Source organism: Pseudomonas sp. ICMP 561 (assembly GCF_002699985.1).
Classification (GTDB): Bacteria; Pseudomonadota; Gammaproteobacteria; order Pseudomonadales; family Pseudomonadaceae; genus Aquipseudomonas; species Aquipseudomonas quasicaspiana.
The window spans coordinates 22,046-38,960 of the sequence record NZ_LKBT01000006.1; the positions used below are offsets into that span (position 1 = coordinate 22,046).

13 protein-coding genes are annotated in these 16,915 nt (G+C 57.4%); 11 read left to right on the forward strand and 2 right to left on the reverse strand.

All coding sequences use genetic code 11. The features are described 5' to 3' along the window. The first annotated feature begins 19 nt into the window (after positions 1-19). The 6 genes from AO242_RS06320 to pgi all read left to right on the forward strand — a co-directional run bounded on the left by AO242_RS06320 (position 20) and on the right by pgi (position 8,283). Positions 20-1,447 carry a sigma-54-dependent transcriptional regulator gene (locus AO242_RS06320; protein WP_099268102.1) on the forward strand — a complete coding sequence of 476 codons (1,428 nt, stop codon included), beginning with the start codon at positions 20-22 and terminating at the stop codon, positions 1,445-1,447. A gap of 813 nt (positions 1,448-2,260) precedes the next feature. Further along, positions 2,261-3,661 (forward strand): polynucleotide adenylyltransferase PcnB, encoded by a 1,401-nt coding sequence (locus tag AO242_RS06325; protein ID WP_099268103.1) that lies wholly within the window; start codon positions 2,261-2,263, stop codon positions 3,659-3,661. A 24-nt stretch (positions 3,662-3,685) separates the two neighbouring features. Then, the gene (gene folK / locus AO242_RS06330; protein WP_080238132.1) at positions 3,686-4,150 is read left to right on the forward strand and encodes a 2-amino-4-hydroxy-6-hydroxymethyldihydropteridine diphosphokinase; all 465 of its coding nucleotides are present in this window, start codon (positions 3,686-3,688) and stop codon (positions 4,148-4,150) included. Positions 4,151-4,380: 230 nt separating this feature from the next. Next, on the forward strand, positions 4,381-5,181 hold the full coding sequence (gene panB / locus AO242_RS06335; protein ID WP_099268104.1) for a 3-methyl-2-oxobutanoate hydroxymethyltransferase: 801 nt from the start codon (positions 4,381-4,383) through the stop codon (positions 5,179-5,181). Beyond that, positions 5,178-6,035: a pantoate--beta-alanine ligase gene (gene panC / locus AO242_RS06340; RefSeq protein WP_099268105.1), complete on the forward strand. Its 858-nt coding sequence runs from the start codon at positions 5,178-5,180 to the stop codon at positions 6,033-6,035. The genes panB and panC overlap by 4 nt, the downstream gene beginning before the upstream one ends. 583 nt (positions 6,036-6,618) lie before the next feature. Continuing rightward, entirely contained in the window at positions 6,619-8,283 is a 1,665-nt protein-coding gene (gene pgi / locus AO242_RS06345; protein WP_027900338.1) for a glucose-6-phosphate isomerase, read from the forward strand. Between the two features lie 248 nt (positions 8,284-8,531). Here pgi and AO242_RS06350 read toward each other — a convergent pair whose 3' ends face one another. Continuing rightward, positions 8,532-8,744 carry a DUF6124 family protein gene (locus AO242_RS06350; protein ID WP_099268106.1) on the reverse strand — a complete coding sequence of 71 codons (213 nt, stop codon included), beginning with the start codon at positions 8,742-8,744 and terminating at the stop codon, positions 8,532-8,534. Positions 8,745-9,275: 531 nt separating this feature from the next. Here AO242_RS06350 and AO242_RS06355 point away from each other — a divergent pair. The 5 genes from AO242_RS06355 (at position 9,276) to AO242_RS06375 (ending at position 16,083) form a co-directional block, all read left to right on the forward strand. Further along, positions 9,276-10,142, forward strand: a complete 867-nt coding sequence (locus tag AO242_RS06355; protein WP_099268107.1) for an oxygenase MpaB family protein — start codon at positions 9,276-9,278, stop codon at positions 10,140-10,142. A gap of 135 nt (positions 10,143-10,277) precedes the next feature. Next, a complete protein-coding gene (locus AO242_RS06360) occupies positions 10,278-11,456 on the forward strand; it encodes an acetyl-CoA C-acetyltransferase (protein ID WP_099268108.1) in 1,179 nt (392 codons plus the stop codon). A 191-nt stretch (positions 11,457-11,647) separates the two neighbouring features. Next, positions 11,648-12,664 carry a class I SAM-dependent rRNA methyltransferase gene (locus AO242_RS06365; RefSeq protein WP_099268109.1) on the forward strand — a complete coding sequence of 339 codons (1,017 nt, stop codon included), beginning with the start codon at positions 11,648-11,650 and terminating at the stop codon, positions 12,662-12,664. A gap of 122 nt (positions 12,665-12,786) precedes the next feature. Then, positions 12,787-15,765: a DUF748 domain-containing protein gene (locus tag AO242_RS06370; RefSeq protein WP_099268110.1), complete on the forward strand. Its 2,979-nt coding sequence runs from the start codon at positions 12,787-12,789 to the stop codon at positions 15,763-15,765. A gap of 9 nt (positions 15,766-15,774) precedes the next feature. Beyond that, on the forward strand, positions 15,775-16,083 hold the full coding sequence (locus AO242_RS06375; RefSeq protein ID WP_099268111.1) for a DUF2845 domain-containing protein: 309 nt from the start codon (positions 15,775-15,777) through the stop codon (positions 16,081-16,083). A 280-nt stretch (positions 16,084-16,363) separates the two neighbouring features. On the opposite strand, the gene AO242_RS06380 is transcribed toward AO242_RS06375, so the two are convergent. After that, the gene (locus AO242_RS06380) at positions 16,364-16,714 is read right to left on the reverse strand and encodes a BON domain-containing protein (protein ID WP_099268112.1); all 351 of its coding nucleotides are present in this window, start codon (positions 16,712-16,714) and stop codon (positions 16,364-16,366) included. Positions 16,715-16,915 lie beyond the last annotated feature (201 nt).

The following is a 16,915-nucleotide window of genomic DNA, read 5'->3' on the forward strand; positions in this document are numbered from 1 at the left end:
CGTCGAGAGAATTGAATAAATGCCCCATATTCTGATCGTCGAAGACGAAACCATCATCCGCTCCGCCCTGCGTCGCCTGCTGGAACGTAACCAGTATCAGGTCAGCGAAGCAGGTTCGGTGCAGGAAGCCCAGGAACGTTTCAGCATTCCCTCGTTCGATCTGATCGTCAGCGATTTGCGCTTGCCCGGGGCTCCCGGTACTGAGCTGATAAAGCTTGGCGAGGGCAAACCGGTGCTGATCATGACCAGCTATGCGAGCCTGCGCTCGGCTGTCGACTCCATGAAAATGGGCGCTGTCGATTACATCGCCAAGCCGTTCGATCACGACGAAATGCTCCAAGCGGTTGCGCGCATCCTGCGTGATCGCCAGACCGTGCAAAGCATCCAGGCTGATCGCACCGCGGCCAAAGCGGCAAGCCCGGATAAAGCGGGCGCGGATAACAGCAACGGCGAAATCGGCATCATCGGCTCCTGCGGCCCGATGCAGGATCTCTACAGCAAAATTCGTAAGGTCGCCCCTACCGATTCGAACGTGCTGATTCAGGGTGAATCAGGAACGGGTAAAGAGTTGGTGGCGCGTGCCCTGCACAACCTGTCGCGTCGCGCCAAGGCACCGATGATTTCGGTCAACTGCGCGGCGATTCCGGAAACCCTGATCGAGTCCGAACTGTTCGGCCACGAAAAAGGCGCGTTCACTGGCGCAAGCGCCGGTCGTGCCGGACTTGTGGAAGCGGCCGATGGCGGCACACTGTTCCTCGACGAAATCGGCGAACTGCCGCTGGAAGCCCAAGCGCGTCTGTTGCGCGTGCTGCAGGAAGGCGAAATTCGTCGCGTGGGCTCCGTGCAATCACAGAAAGTGGATGTCCGCCTGATCGCGGCAACCCACCGGGACCTGAAAAGCCTGGCCAAAGTCGGCCAGTTCCGCGAAGACCTTTATTACCGCCTGCATGTCATTGCCTTGAAGCTCCCGGCATTGCGCGAGCGCGGTAACGACGTACTGGATATCGCCCGTGCCTTCCTGACCCGTCAAAGCCTGAAAGCCGGTCGTAACGACCTGCGATTCGCCCCCGACGCAGAGCTCGCCATTCGCCAGTACACCTGGCCCGGTAACGTGCGTGAGCTTGAAAACGCCGTGGAGCGAGCGGTCATTCTGTGTGAAAGCCCGGAAATCTCTGCCGAATTGCTGGGCATCGACATCGAGTTGAGCGATCTGGACGACGACTTCATCGGCCTCGCCCCGCAGCAAGGCTCGTCCAGCTCCACCAGCCATGAGCCCACAGAAGACCTGTCTCTGGAAGATTACTTCCAGCACTTCGTTCTTGAGCATCAGGACCACATGACCGAGACCGAGCTGGCGCGCAAGCTGGGCGTGAGTCGTAAATGCCTGTGGGAACGCCGTCAGCGCTTGGGCATTCCTCGCCGCAAGGGCGTTGCCAGCGAAACCTGACCACAAGGCTCTGGCCTGCGCCTTCCGGTCAGGCCAGAAACTGTTACCTTCACACGATGCACGTAACAAAAGCCGGGGTTTACGGTAACGAAAACCCCGGCTTTTTTGTGTCGGCAAAACAGTAAAACCTCTGCAGCCCCCGTTTTTAAAGGGTTTTCAAAAGTTGGCACAGGTCCTGCTATATATCCAGTACAAGAACAACAAAAACACGCAGTGCTAAACACCATAATAAAAACAATACGAATCGACTCACGCATAACAAGAACAACACGGCGGAGGCGCAGCTAACTGATTCTTTTGGAGAGGCGTTGTATTTGGGGCTTGCCCCGCAACCAGGCTGAGAACAACAAAAACTACCCTTAGGTAGCGCCTGAACTGGTTGGATCGAATGATCATTGCAACACAGCGACCAAAGCAATCCGTTTGCTCTTGACTCCCGATTGGGAGGTTTCACAGATGAAAGTCTCGTGAATGGGCACTCAACAAAAACAAGAAGCCCACAGACAAAATAAAAATAAGAGCACACACTTTGGGGGAGCTTCGGCTCCCCCAGTAGCTTCTGCGATTTATCCCTGCTCGCCCCCCCTCTGAAATCAATGTATCTCCCGTAGGACCGGCTTTAGCCGGGAGAGCGTTATTTCAGACGACGAATTTGTGGCGACTGGGCCCTCTCCCGGCTAAAGCCGGTCCTACGGGTTCTGTTTGCTGATCGCGCAGCTTCCTACACCATCCCCTGACTAAATGCTAGAATCCCCGCCCATCATGCGGTCATTCCTCATTTATGGCCGAATATTCCTTCAAACAGTGCATCCCATGCTGAAGAAGCTGTTCCAGTCATTTCGTACTCCACTGCGTAAACCGCAGCAACATATCCGCAGCACGCCTGAAGTGCTCAACAGCAGCCAACACTCGCTGCAACGCGGCCAATTCAGCCGTTATGCGGTGAATATCGTTGAGCGTCTGCAAAATGCGGGCTATCAGGCTTATCTCGTCGGCGGCTGCGTTCGCGACCTGATGCTGAACATCACGCCAAAGGATTTCGACGTCGCCACCAGCGCCACGCCGGAGCAGGTCCGTGCTGAGTTCCGTAACGCCCGTATCATCGGCCGTCGTTTCAAGCTGGTTCACATCCACTTCGGTCGTGAAATCATCGAGGTGGCGACGTTCCGCGCCAATCATCCCCAAGATGATGAAGAAGAGGACAGCAACCAGTCTTCGCGTAACGAAAGCGGCCGGATTCTGCGTGACAACGTTTACGGCACCCTTGAAGACGATGCCCAGCGCCGCGATTTCACGATCAACGCCCTGTATTACGACCCGGTCAGCGAGCGCATCCTCGATTACGCCAACGGCGTGCACGACATTCGCAATCGCCTGATCCGCCTGATTGGCGATCCGGAGCAGCGTTACAAGGAAGACCCGGTCCGCATGCTGCGCGCCGTGCGTTTCGCCGCCAAGCTGGACTTCGGCATCGAGAAGCACAGCGCCACGCCGATTCGTCCGCTGGCACCGATGCTGCGTGATATTCCGTCGGCACGTCTATTCGAAGAAGTGCTCAAACTGTTCCTGTCCGGCTACGCCGAACCCACCTTCGAAATGCTGGTGGACCTGGAACTGTTCGACCCGTTGTTCCCGGCCAGCTCCCAGTCTCTGGAATACCGTCCGACCTACACCCACACGCTGATCAGCCAGGCGTTGCGCAACACTGACCTGCGTATCAAGCAGAACAAGCCGGTAACGCCGGCATTCTTGTTCGCAGCCTTGCTGTGGCCTGCGCTGCCAGCCAAAGTGCTGCGCCTGCAGGAACGCGGCATGCCGCCGATCCCTGCCATGCAGGAAGCGGCCAACGAGCTGATCATCGAGCAGTGCCAGCGTATTGCGATTCCGAAGCGCTTCACCATGCCGATTCGGGAAATCTGGGACATGCAGGAACGTCTGCCGCGCCGCTCCGGCAAGCGCGCCGACCTGTTGCTCGACAATCCACGCTTCCGGGCCGGTTACGACTTCCTGCTCCTGCGTGAAAGCGCGGGCGAAGAAACCGATGGCCTGGGCGAATGGTGGACTGATTACCAGGACGCCAACGACAGCGAACGTCGCACGATGATCAGCGAGCTCGGCAGCAAGCCCGAAGCGGGTGCCCCGCGCAAACGTCGCCGCAGCAGTGGCGCCAAACGCAAACGTGCCGGTGGCGAACCGGCCGCATCGGGCGAGTAACACGTGGAACGCGTCTATATAGGCATGGGCAGTAATCTGGCTGCCCCCGCCGAGCAACTGCGTCATGCCATAAGGGCATTGGCCCGGTTGCCGCAGAGCCAGTGGGTCGGTGTCTCTTCCTTCTATGTAAGCGACTCGCTGCTGCCCAATCAGCCGCGTTACACCAACGCCGTTGCAGCGCTGGACACCACCCTCGAACCGCTTGCCCTGCTTGACGCGCTACAGGCTATCGAACTGGATCAAGGCCGTGAACGCACCGAACGCTGGGGCCCACGCACACTGGACCTGGACATTCTGGTATTCGGTGAGCGATTGATCGACGAACCCCGTCTCAAAGTGCCGCATTACCACATGCAGGCCCGGGCTTTCGTGCTCTACCCACTGGCCGAACTTGCGCCGGATCTGCAACTGGCCGATGGTCGCTCCCTGAGCAAATTGCTGACCCGCTGCCCGTTTGAAGGCATTGAGCGTTTAGTGCCACAGGCGTAATAGCCAGATGCCCGGTAACACAGTGCTCAACCGGTAACTCACCGGTAACACAGGCAATTGACTTAATCCCCCCTCGTCACGAAGATAGGCGTCCCGCCAGCCTGTTCGCTGGCTTATGGGCGCAAGCCGGCTGCTTTTAAACACCGCACATGACGGTGTGCCTGCCTGAAACGGATGAATTCACGAGCCGCTCGCCGTAGTGTTCACCGCGCCTGACAGAGGACTTTTCCATGCCAGATATCACCGTAACGTCGTTGCAGGCTCTCAAGCAGAAAGGTGAAAAGATCACCATGCTGACGTGCTATGACGCGACCTTTGCCCATGCCGCCAGCGAAGCAGGCGTCGAAGTGCTGCTGGTCGGCGACTCGTTGGGCATGGTCCTGCAAGGGCATGACAGCACACTGCCCGTGACCACCGCCGACATGACCTATCACGTCGCGAGCGTGAAACGCGGTAATCAGGGCGCGCTGATCATGGCCGATCTGCCTTTCATGTCCTACGCCACCCTTGAGCAAACCTACGCCAACAGCGCTGCGCTGATGCAGGCCGGTGCGCACATGGTCAAGATTGAAGGCGCAGCATGGCTAGCGGAGTCGATTCGACTGTTGGCAGACCGTGGTATCCCGGTCTGTGCACACATGGGCCTGACTCCGCAATCGGTCAATGTGCTGGGCGGTTACAAGGTTCAAGGTCGCCTGGAATCCCAGGCACGGCAAATGCGTGCAGACGCCATCACTCTGGAACAGTCCGGTGCGGCAATGCTCTTGCTGGAATGCGTGCCGAGCGAACTGGCTCAGGAAATCAGCCATGCCGTGAAAATCCCGGTCATCGGCATTGGTGCGGGCAGTGCCACTGACGGCCAGGTGCTTGTCATGCACGACATGCTTGGCCTTTCCATTACCGGACGCGTGCCCAAATTCGTGAAGAACTTCATGGTCGGCCAGCCAGACATTCAGGCGGCCTTGCGCGCTTATGTCAGCGCCGTCAAAGACGTCAGCTTCCCCGGCACTGAACACGGATTCTCGGCATGAACACAGTAAAAACCGTACGCGAATTACGCGCTGCCATCGCTCGCGCCCGCAGTGAAGGCAAGCGGATCGGCCTGGTGCCGACCATGGGCAACCTGCACAGCGGCCATGCGGCCCTGGTCACCAAAGCAGCGCAGCGCGCGGACTTCGTGGTAGCGACTATTTTCGTCAACCCCATGCAGTTCGGCCCCAACGAAGACCTGGCGACCTACCCTCGCACCCTGGCTGCCGATCAGGAAAGGCTGCTTGAGGCTGGCTGTCATTTGCTGTTTACGCCCAACGTCGAAGAGATGTATCCCCATGGCATGAAGGATCAGACCGTGGTCAGCGTGCCGGTTATCTCTGAAGGTCTGTGCGGCGCCAGTCGTCCCGGCCATTTCGATGGCGTGTCAACGGTGGTCAGCAAGCTGTTCAACATGGTCCAGCCTGATCTGGCGGTGTTCGGTGAAAAAGACTTTCAGCAACTGGCGGTCATTCGTGCGCTGGTTCGCGACCTGAACATGCCGATCCAGATCATTGGTGAGCCGACCGTGCGCGCCGACGACGGCCTGGCGCTGTCCTCGCGTAACGGTTACCTCAATGAAGAACAACGCGCGATCGCGCCTGTGCTGTACAAGGTCATCCAGCAGATCGGTGCAGCCGTTGATAGTGGCGACAAAAACTTCGTCACTTTGCTGGACGCCGGTAAGCGCCAGCTCGAAGCAGCAGGGTTGCGCCCGGACTATCTGGAAATCCGCGAAGCCACCAGCCTGCGCCCTGCAACGGCTCAGGACGACGATCTGGTTATTCTGGCAGCGGCTTTTCTGGGCAAGACCCGTTTGATCGACAACCTGCATTTGAATCGAGAGCAGCACTAGAGCCATAGCCGGTCCCACGGTTATGAGCCACATTCTCCTGGCGGAGGATATGCGGCGAATGTACCAGTCCGACGGTCATGCGCCATCCGTAGGAGCGGCTTTAGCCGCGAGCACATTGCCCCGACAGAGGATACGTGGCGAATGTGCCGGACCTCTCCCGGCTAAAGCCAGTCCTACGCCTACGCGCCATCCGTAGGAGCGGCTTTAGCCGCGAGCACCTGCCCCGACAGAGGATACGTGGCGAATGTGCCGGACCTCTCCCGGCTAAAGCCAGTCCTACGCCTATGCGCCATCCGTAGGAGCGGCTTTAGCCGCGAGCATGTCAGTTCATATTCGTTATGTAAAAACGGCGGGCTTATAATCAGGCAATGAACTTAGCACCACCCGCAATGCCCTATTCGTACCGGTTTCATCGCGTCTGTTCATCCAACAGACAGCAACATGTGAAATAGTACCGGGCACCGAGCAGTTCAGGCGCAGACACAGCCGCACATAATGTTTAGTCTTGGTGTCACGATTAAAAAGTCTGCTTATCTTCGCTTTCAGTGTTTAGCCAGTTCCAAGTACAAGGAAACCCGCAGCGATGGCGTACTACCGCACCCCTTCTGACGTGACCGCTCTGCCTGCATGGCAAGCGCTCAACCAACACCGCCAAGCCATGCAGGATTTCAGCATGCGCGAAGCCTTCAATGCTGATCCGCAGCGTTTCGACCAGTTCACCCTCAGCAGCTGCGGACTGTTTCTCGATTACTCGAAAAACCTGATCAACGCCGAAACGCGTGACTTGCTGGTCAAGCTGGCCAACGAAGTAGGCCTCAAAGACGCCATCAAGGCGCAATATGACGGCGAACTGGTCAACTCTTCCGAAGGTCGCCCTGCGCTGCACACCGCGCTGCGCCGCCCAGTGGGCGACAAGCTGAACGTCAATGGCGTCAACGTGATGCCGGATGTGCACAAAGTGCTGAACCAGATGACCGATCTGGTCGGCCGCATTCACGATGGTCTGTGGCGCGGTTACAGCGAAAAGCCGATCACCGACGTGGTTAACATCGGCATCGGTGGCTCGTTCCTCGGCCCTGAGCTGGTGTCTGAAGCGCTGTTGTCCTACGCGCAGAAAGGCGTGCGCTGTCATTATCTGGCTAACATCGACGGCAGTGAATTCCACGAACTGACCATGAAGCTACGTGCGGAAACGACGCTGTTCATCGTTTCGTCGAAGACCTTCACTACTCTGGAAACGCTCAAGAACGCCACCGCGGCGCGTGCCTGGTATCTGGCACAAGGGGGTTCCGAGGCCGAGTTGTATCGCCACTTCATCGCTGTTTCCAGCAACAACGCCGCAGCCGTGGCGTTTGGCATCCGCGAAGAGAACATCTTCCCGATGTGGGACTGGGTCGGCGGTCGTTACTCGCTGTGGTCGGCCATTGGTCTGCCTATTGCGCTGGCCATCGGCATGTCCAACTTCAAGGAGCTGTTGTCCGGCGCGTATTCCATGGATCAGCACTTCCTGACCGCACCGTTCGAACAGAACATGCCGGTGCTGCTGGGCTTGCTGGGCGTCTGGTACGGTAATTTCTGGGGTGCGCAGAGCCACGCGATCCTGCCGTACGATCACTACCTGCGTAACATCACGAAGCACTTGCAACAGCTGGACATGGAGTCCAACGGCAAAAGCGTTCGTCAAGACGGTACGCCTGCGCTGACCGACACTGGCCCGGTAATCTGGGGCGGCGTAGGTTGCAATGGCCAGCATGCTTATCACCAGTTGCTGCATCAAGGCACCCAACTGATTCCGGCTGATTTCATCGTACCGATTGTCAGCTTCAATCCGGTGTCCGATCACCATCAGTGGCTGTACGCCAACTGCCTGTCCCAGAGCCAGGCCCTGATGATTGGCAAGACCCGCGCCGAAGCCGAAACCGAATTGCGCGACAAAGGCCTGAGCGAAGAAGACGTGCAGAAGCTTGCACCACACAAGGTCATTCCGGGTAACCGTCCGAGCAACACCCTGGTGGTCGAGCGCATCAGCCCTCGTCGCCTGGGTGCGCTGGTGGCGATGTATGAACACAAGGTGTTCGTGCAAAGCGTGGTCTGGGGCATCAATGCCTTTGACCAGTGGGGCGTGGAGCTGGGCAAGGAAATGGGCAAAGCCGTTTACCAACGCCTGACCGGCGGCACCGAAACGCCAGCCGATGATGCTTCGACTCAAGGTCTGATCAACTACTTCCGCGGCCGTCACCGCGGCTGATCGATCTCAAGCGCCACCTAAACCCGCTGTTCTCGCAAGAGACGGCGGGTTTTGTGTTTTAGGGTGTAAATGCAGATTAACAAGGGCGAAACGCAAGGCCTAACGATTCTGCTTTCATCCCGTAGGACCGGCTTCAGCCGGGAGGACTTCGGGGCATTCACCGAATCTCTTTCGGCAGAAATACCGCCCTCCCGGCTAAAGCCGGTCCTACGAAATCAAAAGCGGAGGATTGCACTCCTGCGCCCGGCTCAGTGCGCCTCCACCCGCGCCAACGAGCGATCCAGTTCGGTTCTGGCCATGCCAATCAAGTGCACCACTGAAAATGCCAGGTCACGTGTCGGGCCATTGAGGCTGTCACCAGACTCGTAAGCCGTGGCAGCAGCGCAACGCAGGAGTTCGCTGACGTGCAGCAGGGATTCTTCCAGAGAGATGTTGGGTGGATCCGGTGTTACTTTTTTCATGCAGGTTGCTCCCGTTAGGGCCACCGGATGTTCGCTGCTAAACAGACAAGAGGTGGCAGCTTTGTCGCGGGTTAGCAGACCGGCGCAACCTACAAAACCGGCGCACTCGAAAGTGCCCCACGCAAAGCCGCCATAAGCGGTAAAGCGCGTCGTAGAAATTGCGAAACAGGCTGCTAAACCCGATCACTGATGAGCAGTGACCGGCGCAGCCTAGAGAGCAAAATTCACCCACGCGAGGGGTCAGGATTTTCTAGGAAACTTCACTCACAGGAAAGAGAGAAGTCTGTCGGAACAGGCCTATATTTGAAGGATTTAGTGAGCGCAGGTAACAGATATCTACGGCATTGCCGACAAAACTTGAATCGGTGACAGAAGCGAGGCATGGTCGCTAAGTCGTGTATAGCCTCAATCCGTAGGACCTGCTTCAGCCGGGAGGGCGCCATTCCAGATCGAAGGAATTCAGCAGTTCTACCGGCCCTCTCCCGGCTAAAGCCTGTCCTGCGTTAATACGCTTTTACTTGCCGAGACCCCATGGAATTCATCCGCAGTCGTATCGAAACCCAGGTCATGAGCCTGACGGGCTTGTCTCTCGGCCAACTCGATCTGGAAAATCCCAAGGGCGATCCGGGTCTGTTCGGGCCAGACGCCGTCTGCTGGCGAGTACACGGGGACTTTCCCTCCATGTTGATTGGCGGCATCAGCGCTCTGATGCTGCAGGCCTTGCACCCACTGGCGCTGGCGGGCGTGTGGGATCACTCCAACTTTCGTCAGGACATGCTCGGCCGGCTGCGGCGCACCGGGCAGTTCATTTCGGGCACGACGTTCGGCTCAACCCACGACGCCAACTGGTTGATCGATAAAGTCAGGACCATCCATTTGCAAGTCACCGGCACCGCGCCAGATGGCCGACCTTATGCCGCAAGCGACCCGGATTTGCTGACATGGGTGCACGTAGCCGAAGTCAGCAACTTCCTCGCGGCGCACCTTCGCTACCTGAATCCTGAACTTTCATTGGCAGATCAGGATAAGTACTACGACGAAACCGCCGTGATCGCAGAGCGTCTCGGCGCCCGGAATGTGCCCCGCTCTGCCCGGGCCGTTGCCGAGTACCTGAAACAGATACGCCCTCAATTACTGTGCGACGAGCGCAGCCGGGAAGTGCTGCGCATCCTGCTCAACGCACCCGCACCAAGTCTGCTGGCCAAACCCATGGGCGCACTGATGATGCAGGCGGGTATTGACCTGCTACCGGACTGGGCAAGCGAGATGTTGGACGTGCAGCAGACCGCACTCCAGCGACACCTGGTCCGCGCAAGCGTAAAGCGCAGCGCGCCAGTGTTGCGCTGGGCTGTTCGCAACGGGTCGATTCATCGGGCGCAGCGGCGGATGGGCCTCTGATCGCCAAAACCAAGACTGCCCAGTTCTCGGTTGGAAGCTCTCCCGCCTTCTGTGCCAACATGTCTTCTGATCAAAACGAATCAGGCCGTCTGCTCTGTGCCTGACGTAAACCCAATAAGAATGAGGATCCGCGCCATGCAAGACGTCGTTATCGTTGCCGCCACTCGTACCGCTGTCGGAAGTTTCCAGGGTTCACTGGCGAATGTCTCCGCAGTCGATCTGGGCGCAGCGGTTATTCGCCAACTCCTGGCGCAGACCGGACTTGAGGGTGCGCAGGTCGATGAAGTCATCATGGGGCAGGTGCTCACGGCCGGTGCCGGTCAGAACCCGGCGCGTCAGACAGCGATCAAGGCAGGCCTGCCGTTTGCAGTTCCGGCAATGACCCTCAATAAAGTCTGCGGCTCGGGCCTCAAGGCTCTGCACCTGGCCACTCAAGCCATTCGCTGTGGCGACGCCGAGGTGATCATTGCAGGCGGCCAGGAAAACATGAGCCTGTCCAACTATGTTATGCCGGGCGCACGAACCGGTCTGCGCATGGGCCACAGCACGCTGGTGGATACCATGATCAGCGATGGCTTGTGGGATGCATTCAACGACTATCACATGGGCATCACGGCGGAGAATCTTGCTGACAAGTACGAAATCAGCCGCGAAGCTCAGGATGCGTTCGCTGCATCCTCCCAGCAGAAAGCCGTTGCTGCGATTGAAAGCGGACGCTTCGTGGATGAGATCACGCCGATTCTGATCCCGCAGCGCAAAGGCGACCCTGTAGCTTTCGCCACCGACGAGCAACCGCGCGCAGGGACCACCGCTGAAACCCTGGGCAAACTCAAACCGGCGTTCAAGAAGGATGGTTCGGTAACGGCCGGTAACGCCTCTTCGCTCAACGATGGCGCAGCGGCGGTCATTCTGATGAGTGCGTCCAAGGCGGCTGAGTTGGGCTTGCCTGTGCTGGCGCGTATTGCCGGGTATGCCAATGCCGGTGTTGACCCTGCAATCATGGGCATCGGCCCGGTCAGCGCGACGCGTCGCTGCCTGGATAAAGCAGGTTGGTCGATTGAGCAACTGGAGCTGATCGAAGCCAACGAAGCCTTCGCCGCGCAGGCGTTGTCTGTCGGTAAAGAGCTGGGTTGGGACATGGCGAAGGTCAACGTCAACGGCGGAGCCATTGCTTTGGGCCACCCGATTGGCGCATCAGGCTGCCGGGTACTGGTTACTCTGCTGCACGAGATGATCAAGCGCGATGCCAAAAAAGGTCTGGCGACGCTGTGTATTGGCGGTGGTCAGGGCGTGGCGCTGGCTTTGGCGCGGTAATCGAAACCTCCACAGGTTAGTGGGCCCTTTCTGTTGGAGCGAGGCTTGCCCGCGAACCAGTCGCCCCGGTATATCAGATAGAACGGGGAACGGCCTTCGCGGGCAAGCCTCGCTCCAACAGGACATGTGAAATGTGATGACAGGTCTTACCTGATAAACTGCCGCGCCTACATCCTGCCTAGGCGCTTTGCATGTCTTCCTTGATTCAGGCGCTCAGCGTCGCCCTCGATAACCGTCAACCGCTGCTTGCTGAGCTGCATCAGCAAGGTACGGACTGTTACCGGCTGTTCCACGGCAGCCAGGAAGGCGCGAGCGGTCTGACCCTCGACCGTTACGGCCCGCAACTGCTGGTGCAAAGCTTCCATACACGTCTGGAGCGCGATGCCTTGCTTGAGCTGCATGCCGCCGTAAACGCCCGGCTTGGCCTGGATCTACTGCTGGTTTACAACGACCGCTCCCAAGGCAACTCGCGGATTGATCGCGAAGACGCCGTCTACAAGGCCGAACCCGCCGCACTGGAAGACCTGATTGGCCACGAATGGGGTCTCAATTACCGTGTGCGCGGGCGGCATGCCGGGCAGGATCCGCTGTTGTTTCTCGACCTGCGAAACACCCGGGGCTGGGTCAAGCAGCACAGTAAAGGCAAAAGCGTACTCAACCTGTTCGCTTACACCTGCGGTGTTGGCCTGAGCGCTGCGGCGGGCGGTGCCAGTGAGGTGTGTAATCTGGATTTCGCCGAAGGCAACCTGGCAGTGGGTCGTGAAAACGGTGCACTTAATCCGCAACTGCCTGGCATGTCGTTCATTCAATCCGATTACTTTCCGGCGATCCGTCAATTGGCAGGCTTGCCCATCACTCAGCGACGCGGTCACAAACTGCCGGATTACGTGAAGCTTGAACAGCGTCAGTACGATCTGGTGCTGCTCGACCCACCTGCATGGGCGAAAAGCGCTTTTGGCACCGTGGACTTGCTGCGCGATTATCAAAGCCTGCTCAAGCCTGCGCTGCTGACCACCGCCGACAATGGCGTATTGATCTGCTGCAACAATCTGGCAAAAGTCAGCATGGATGATTGGCGCGAGCAGGTATTGCGCTGCGCAACCAAGATCGGGCGCCCGGTCCGAGATTGGCAGGTCATGCCGCCCGCTGCAGACTTCCCTTCAATGGACAATCAGCCACCGCTGAAGACCCTGATCTTGCATCTCTGATTGCCGTACAGAGTTTAGGGAAATATCCCACAACATGGAGAGGCGGTGCCTTCGGAACCAGATTGGCATGCCATACTCCAAGGAGCTCCCATAAAGTCCGATAAAGAGAGACGACGCCTCACATGTCCAAAGGATTGATACGCGCGATTGGTACCCTTCTGGTCGTTTTCGGACTCTATAGCATTCTGGGCTTTCTGATTTTGCCCGGTGTTGGTTTGCGCATTGCCAACCAGCAACTGGAGAACTATTCCACCGTTCCGGCACGCCTGGAGCGCATTGAATTCAACCCCTACAGCCTGGAACTGACCCTGTGGGGCCTGAATATCGGCGCACCGGGCAAAGAACAGGTTGGTTTTGAAAAGCTTTACGCCGATCTGCAGATCGATAGTCTGTGGACCCGCGCCCTGCACTTGCAGGCTATTGAGTTGATCAAGCCCAAGACAGAGCTGTTATTCGATAAAAACGGCGCGCTGAACCTGACTCAGCTATTCAAGCTGCCGCCGAGCGACCCTGCTGCTGCCGAGGAACCCGCCAGCAAGCCCTTCCCGCTGCGCATCGATCAGATCAAGCTGGCCGACGGTTACGTGCATTTTCAAGACATGCGCCCCAGCGAACCGATTGAGTTCCTTTACGACAAACTGAACTTTGAGCTGAAAAACCTCAGCACATTGCCTGAAGACAATGCGGATATGACACTGGTCGCCGCAGGCCCGGATGGCGGCCAGATTGATTGGGTCGGACGTATAAGCCTGATTCCAATTACTTCCGAAGGCACTTTGAAAGTCACTGACAGCAAGATGAAGCTTTGGTGGCCTTATGTACGTGACGCCCTGCCACTGGTATTAAAAGACGGCGTACTCAATTTCAGCACGGCCTATTCGCTCAATCTTTCGAAAGAAACCGAACTCAAGCTGACTGACACTGCGCTAAGCATTGCGCCTCTCAGCATTGACGCTCCGGATGGACGCCCACTGGCGCGCTTGCAGCGTCTTGAAGTAACCGAGAGCTCCGTCGACCTGGCTAAACAATTGGTCACTGTCGGAAAGATCCGCAGTACCCGACTGGAAACCTGGGCAGCGCTGGAGGCTGATGGTCAACTGGACTGGCAAAAGCTGTTCGCCAGCCAGCCCGCCAAACCTGCTGCCAAATCAACAGCCTCGTCTGCACAGAAAGTTGCGGTGGACGACAAGGCTGCACCGGCACCTGCTACAGCCGACACTCAACTACCGGCTGCCAAACCCGCTGCGCCTTCCAAGCCGTGGCAAGTACTGCTCAAAGACGTGCAACTGCGTGACTATCAGGTTCACCTTGCAGACCGTAGCCAGAAAGAGCCGGTCGCTCTGGACGTGGGTCCGCTGAATCTGGACATGCAGAACTTCGACAGCCTGAACAAATCACCGTTTACCCTGAAGCTTGATACCGGCGTCGGCAAGCAGGGCAAGCTTACCGCTGCGGGCGACGTTAATCTGAACCCGGTGAGTGCAAAGCTGCAGGTCACCACCAGAGATATCGATCTACGTGTTGCTCAGGCTTATATCAGCCCGTTCATTCAGCTGGAACTGCGCAGCGGTATGCTGGGTAGCGATCTGGCAGTCAATCTTAAAAGCACCGAGCCACTGGCGTTCAACATCAATGGCAAGGCGCAAGTCGAACAGTTGCACACGCTGGATACGCAGAAAAAACGTGACTTCCTCAAGTGGCAAAAGCTCACGCTGGAAGGCCTCAATTATGAGCACGGCGACAGTCTGAACATTGCCAAGGTCAATCTGGAGCAGCCTTACGCCCGCTTCATGATCAACAACGACCGGACGACCAACATCGATGACCTGCTGATCCCGCAACCGGCAGACAAAAAGCCAGTCGCGAAAACCAGCGCTTCGGCCCGTAAGGAAAAGCCGCTGGGCATTCGTATCGGCGAAGTGAATATCAATGACGGCTCGGCCAACTTTGCTGACTTCAGCCTGACACCGAACTTCGCCACCGCCGTTCAACAACTCAATGGACGCATCGGCACGCTGGATAATCGCCAGTCCAATCCTGCCACTGTAAACGTGAACGGTAAGGTTGACCGTTATGCGCCAGTCACCATCAAAGGCAGCCTGAACCCGTTTGACCCGATGTCTGCGCTGGACATCGCCACCAGCTTCAAACGCGTGGAGCTGACCACACTGACACCTTACTCGGGCAAGTTCGCCGGGTATCGCATCCGCAAAGGCCGACTCAATCTGGACCTGCATTACAAGATCACCAAAGGCCAGCTGAAGGCTGAAAACAAGGTAGTGGTCGAGCAATTGGAGTTGGGCGAGAAGGTTGACAGCCCGGATGCCGTGGACCTTCCCCTGCGTCTGGCCGTTGCGCTGCTCAAAGACGTCAATGGACGGATATCCATTGAGCTGCCGGTATCAGGCGATTTGAACAACCCGCAGTTCAGCGTCATGCCGATTGTCTGGCAGACCCTGCGTAACCTGGTGGTACGCGCGGCAGCAGCACCGTTCAACTTCATTGGCGGGTTGGTCAGTGGCGGAGGCTCGGAGGACCTGAGCAGCATCAGATTTGCGCCAGGGGCCACCGACCTCAGCCCTGATACCCAGAAAGCACTGGATAAGCTAGCAGCAGCGCTCAAGGAGCGCCCTACTCTGCGTCTTGAGATTGAAGGCACCAGCGCAGCAAGCAGCGATGGCCCGTTCCTCGCCCAGCAGCGTCTTGAACGCGAATACCAGTACACGTACTACAAGATCCTGCAGCGCCGCGGCGACAAGGTTCCGGCCAGAGCCGCAATGGTTAATGTGCCAGACAATGAAAAAGCGCCGATGCTGGAAGGCATTTACCGCGCCCGCCTGAAGAAGCAGCCGCCGGCGCAATGGGCGGATCTGGGCAAGGAGGAGCGCTCCAACAAGATGCGCGCGGAGATTATTCAGTTCTGGAGCGGCAACGAGGTACTGTTGCGAGAGCTCGGGCAGAATCGTGCCAGCAGTATCAAGGATTACCTTGTGGACAAAGGCAAACTTGAAGACGAGCGCGTCTATTTCGTCGATGCCAGGCTTGGTCAGGCAGAGAAAGATGGCAGCGTGATCAGTCCATTGCATCTGGACAGTGAGTAACTTAACGCTATGCGCATTTATTTGATTTCATGTTTCGCAGTGCTGGCGGCACTGTCGGCTTCAGCTCAGGCTTCTACTTTGCGCTGCGGCAGCCAACTCATTAGCGCGGGTGACCGTGCGTTCGAGGTGCAGCAGAAATGCGGTATGCCCGTCAGCCAGGAAGTCATCGGCACCAAGGAGACCTTCAGCGGTAATTACCGCCAGTCCGAAGAGGTGAAGATTGAAGAATGGATCTACGGGCCGGACCACGGCATGTATCAGTACCTGCGCTTTGAAGGTGGTCGGCTGGTCAGGATAGACAGCAAGCGCGGGAACTGAAGTTGCTACGCAAATCCCCGTAGGACCGGCTTTAGCCGGGAGGACATCACTCAAGACACAATAGATGTGGTGGGTGTATCGACCCTCTCCCGGCTAAAGCCGGTCCTACGATGAAAACATCAGTCATCAAACCTTCAGCAATAGAAAAAGCCCCGACGTTTCCGCCGGGGCTTTTAATGACCACATCCCTGTAGTCCTTCGCATGAACCTTTCCAGAATCAGCGGTTACCCATCCAGGTCACCCGCCAATCCCTTTACTCGTTCAGCGATGAATGTCTGATTACTCAGCTTTCAGGCCTGCAGCCGATACGTCTTTAACACCTTTGATTTTCTTGGTGATAGCGACGGCAGTGTTTTTCTGAGCTTCGGTCACTTTGACCATGGAGGACAGGGAAACCACACCTTTGTTGGTCTCAACCTTGATGTCCGAACCTGGGATGCCTTTTTCAGTCAGCAGGTCAGCTTTGACTTTAGTGGTGATCCAAGTGTCAGAAGTATCTTCTTTCACTTCTTGAGTAGTGGTGTTAGCAGCTACAACCATTGGGGTAGCGGCGGTCTGAGCGAAGGCAGCGTTGGCCATAGTCAGAGTCAGTGCAGTAGCGGTGGCAGCAGCAATAGCGAACTTCTTCATACGAGTAACTCCTGTTTTTCTCAGAAACTGCGCCAGCAAGTGGCAGCAGGGTTACTGGTATATATCGCAAGCGCTGTGCCAAGAATGAAACAGCCTTAAAAGCCAATAAAATCAGACACTTATAAAAACACCTGAATTTCGGAATCGTGCAGATTGCCCGCTCGCCACTACTTTCGCGTGCAAGATGCATGCTTTGCCCGC

Excerpts from the sequence above, each read along its gene's own strand:
- AO242_RS06360 (WP_099268108.1), top strand. The coding sequence starts at position 10,278 with ATGCAAGACGTCGTTATCGTTGCCGCCACTCGTACCGCTGTCGGAAGT.
- AO242_RS06355 (WP_099268107.1), top strand. The coding sequence starts at position 9,276 with ATGGAATTCATCCGCAGTCGTATCGAAACCCAGGTCATGAGCCTGACG.
- panC (WP_099268105.1), top strand. The coding sequence starts at position 5,178 with ATGAACACAGTAAAAACCGTACGCGAATTACGCGCTGCCATCGCTCGC.
- panB (WP_099268104.1), top strand. The coding sequence starts at position 4,381 with ATGCCAGATATCACCGTAACGTCGTTGCAGGCTCTCAAGCAGAAAGGT.
- AO242_RS06380 (WP_099268112.1), bottom strand. The coding sequence starts at position 16,714 with ATGAAGAAGTTCGCTATTGCTGCTGCCACCGCTACTGCACTGACTCTG.
- AO242_RS06370 (WP_099268110.1), top strand. The coding sequence starts at position 12,787 with ATGTCCAAAGGATTGATACGCGCGATTGGTACCCTTCTGGTCGTTTTC.
- AO242_RS06350 (WP_099268106.1), bottom strand. The coding sequence starts at position 8,744 with ATGAAAAAAGTAACACCGGATCCACCCAACATCTCTCTGGAAGAATCC.
- AO242_RS06325 (WP_099268103.1), top strand. The coding sequence starts at position 2,261 with ATGCTGAAGAAGCTGTTCCAGTCATTTCGTACTCCACTGCGTAAACCG.
- AO242_RS06365 (WP_099268109.1), top strand. The coding sequence starts at position 11,648 with ATGTCTTCCTTGATTCAGGCGCTCAGCGTCGCCCTCGATAACCGTCAA.
- AO242_RS06375 (WP_099268111.1), top strand. The coding sequence starts at position 15,775 with ATGCGCATTTATTTGATTTCATGTTTCGCAGTGCTGGCGGCACTGTCG.
- folK (WP_080238132.1), top strand. The coding sequence starts at position 3,686 with ATGGGCAGTAATCTGGCTGCCCCCGCCGAGCAACTGCGTCATGCCATA.
- AO242_RS06320 (WP_099268102.1), top strand. The coding sequence starts at position 20 with ATGCCCCATATTCTGATCGTCGAAGACGAAACCATCATCCGCTCCGCC.
- pgi (WP_027900338.1), top strand. The coding sequence starts at position 6,619 with ATGGCGTACTACCGCACCCCTTCTGACGTGACCGCTCTGCCTGCATGG.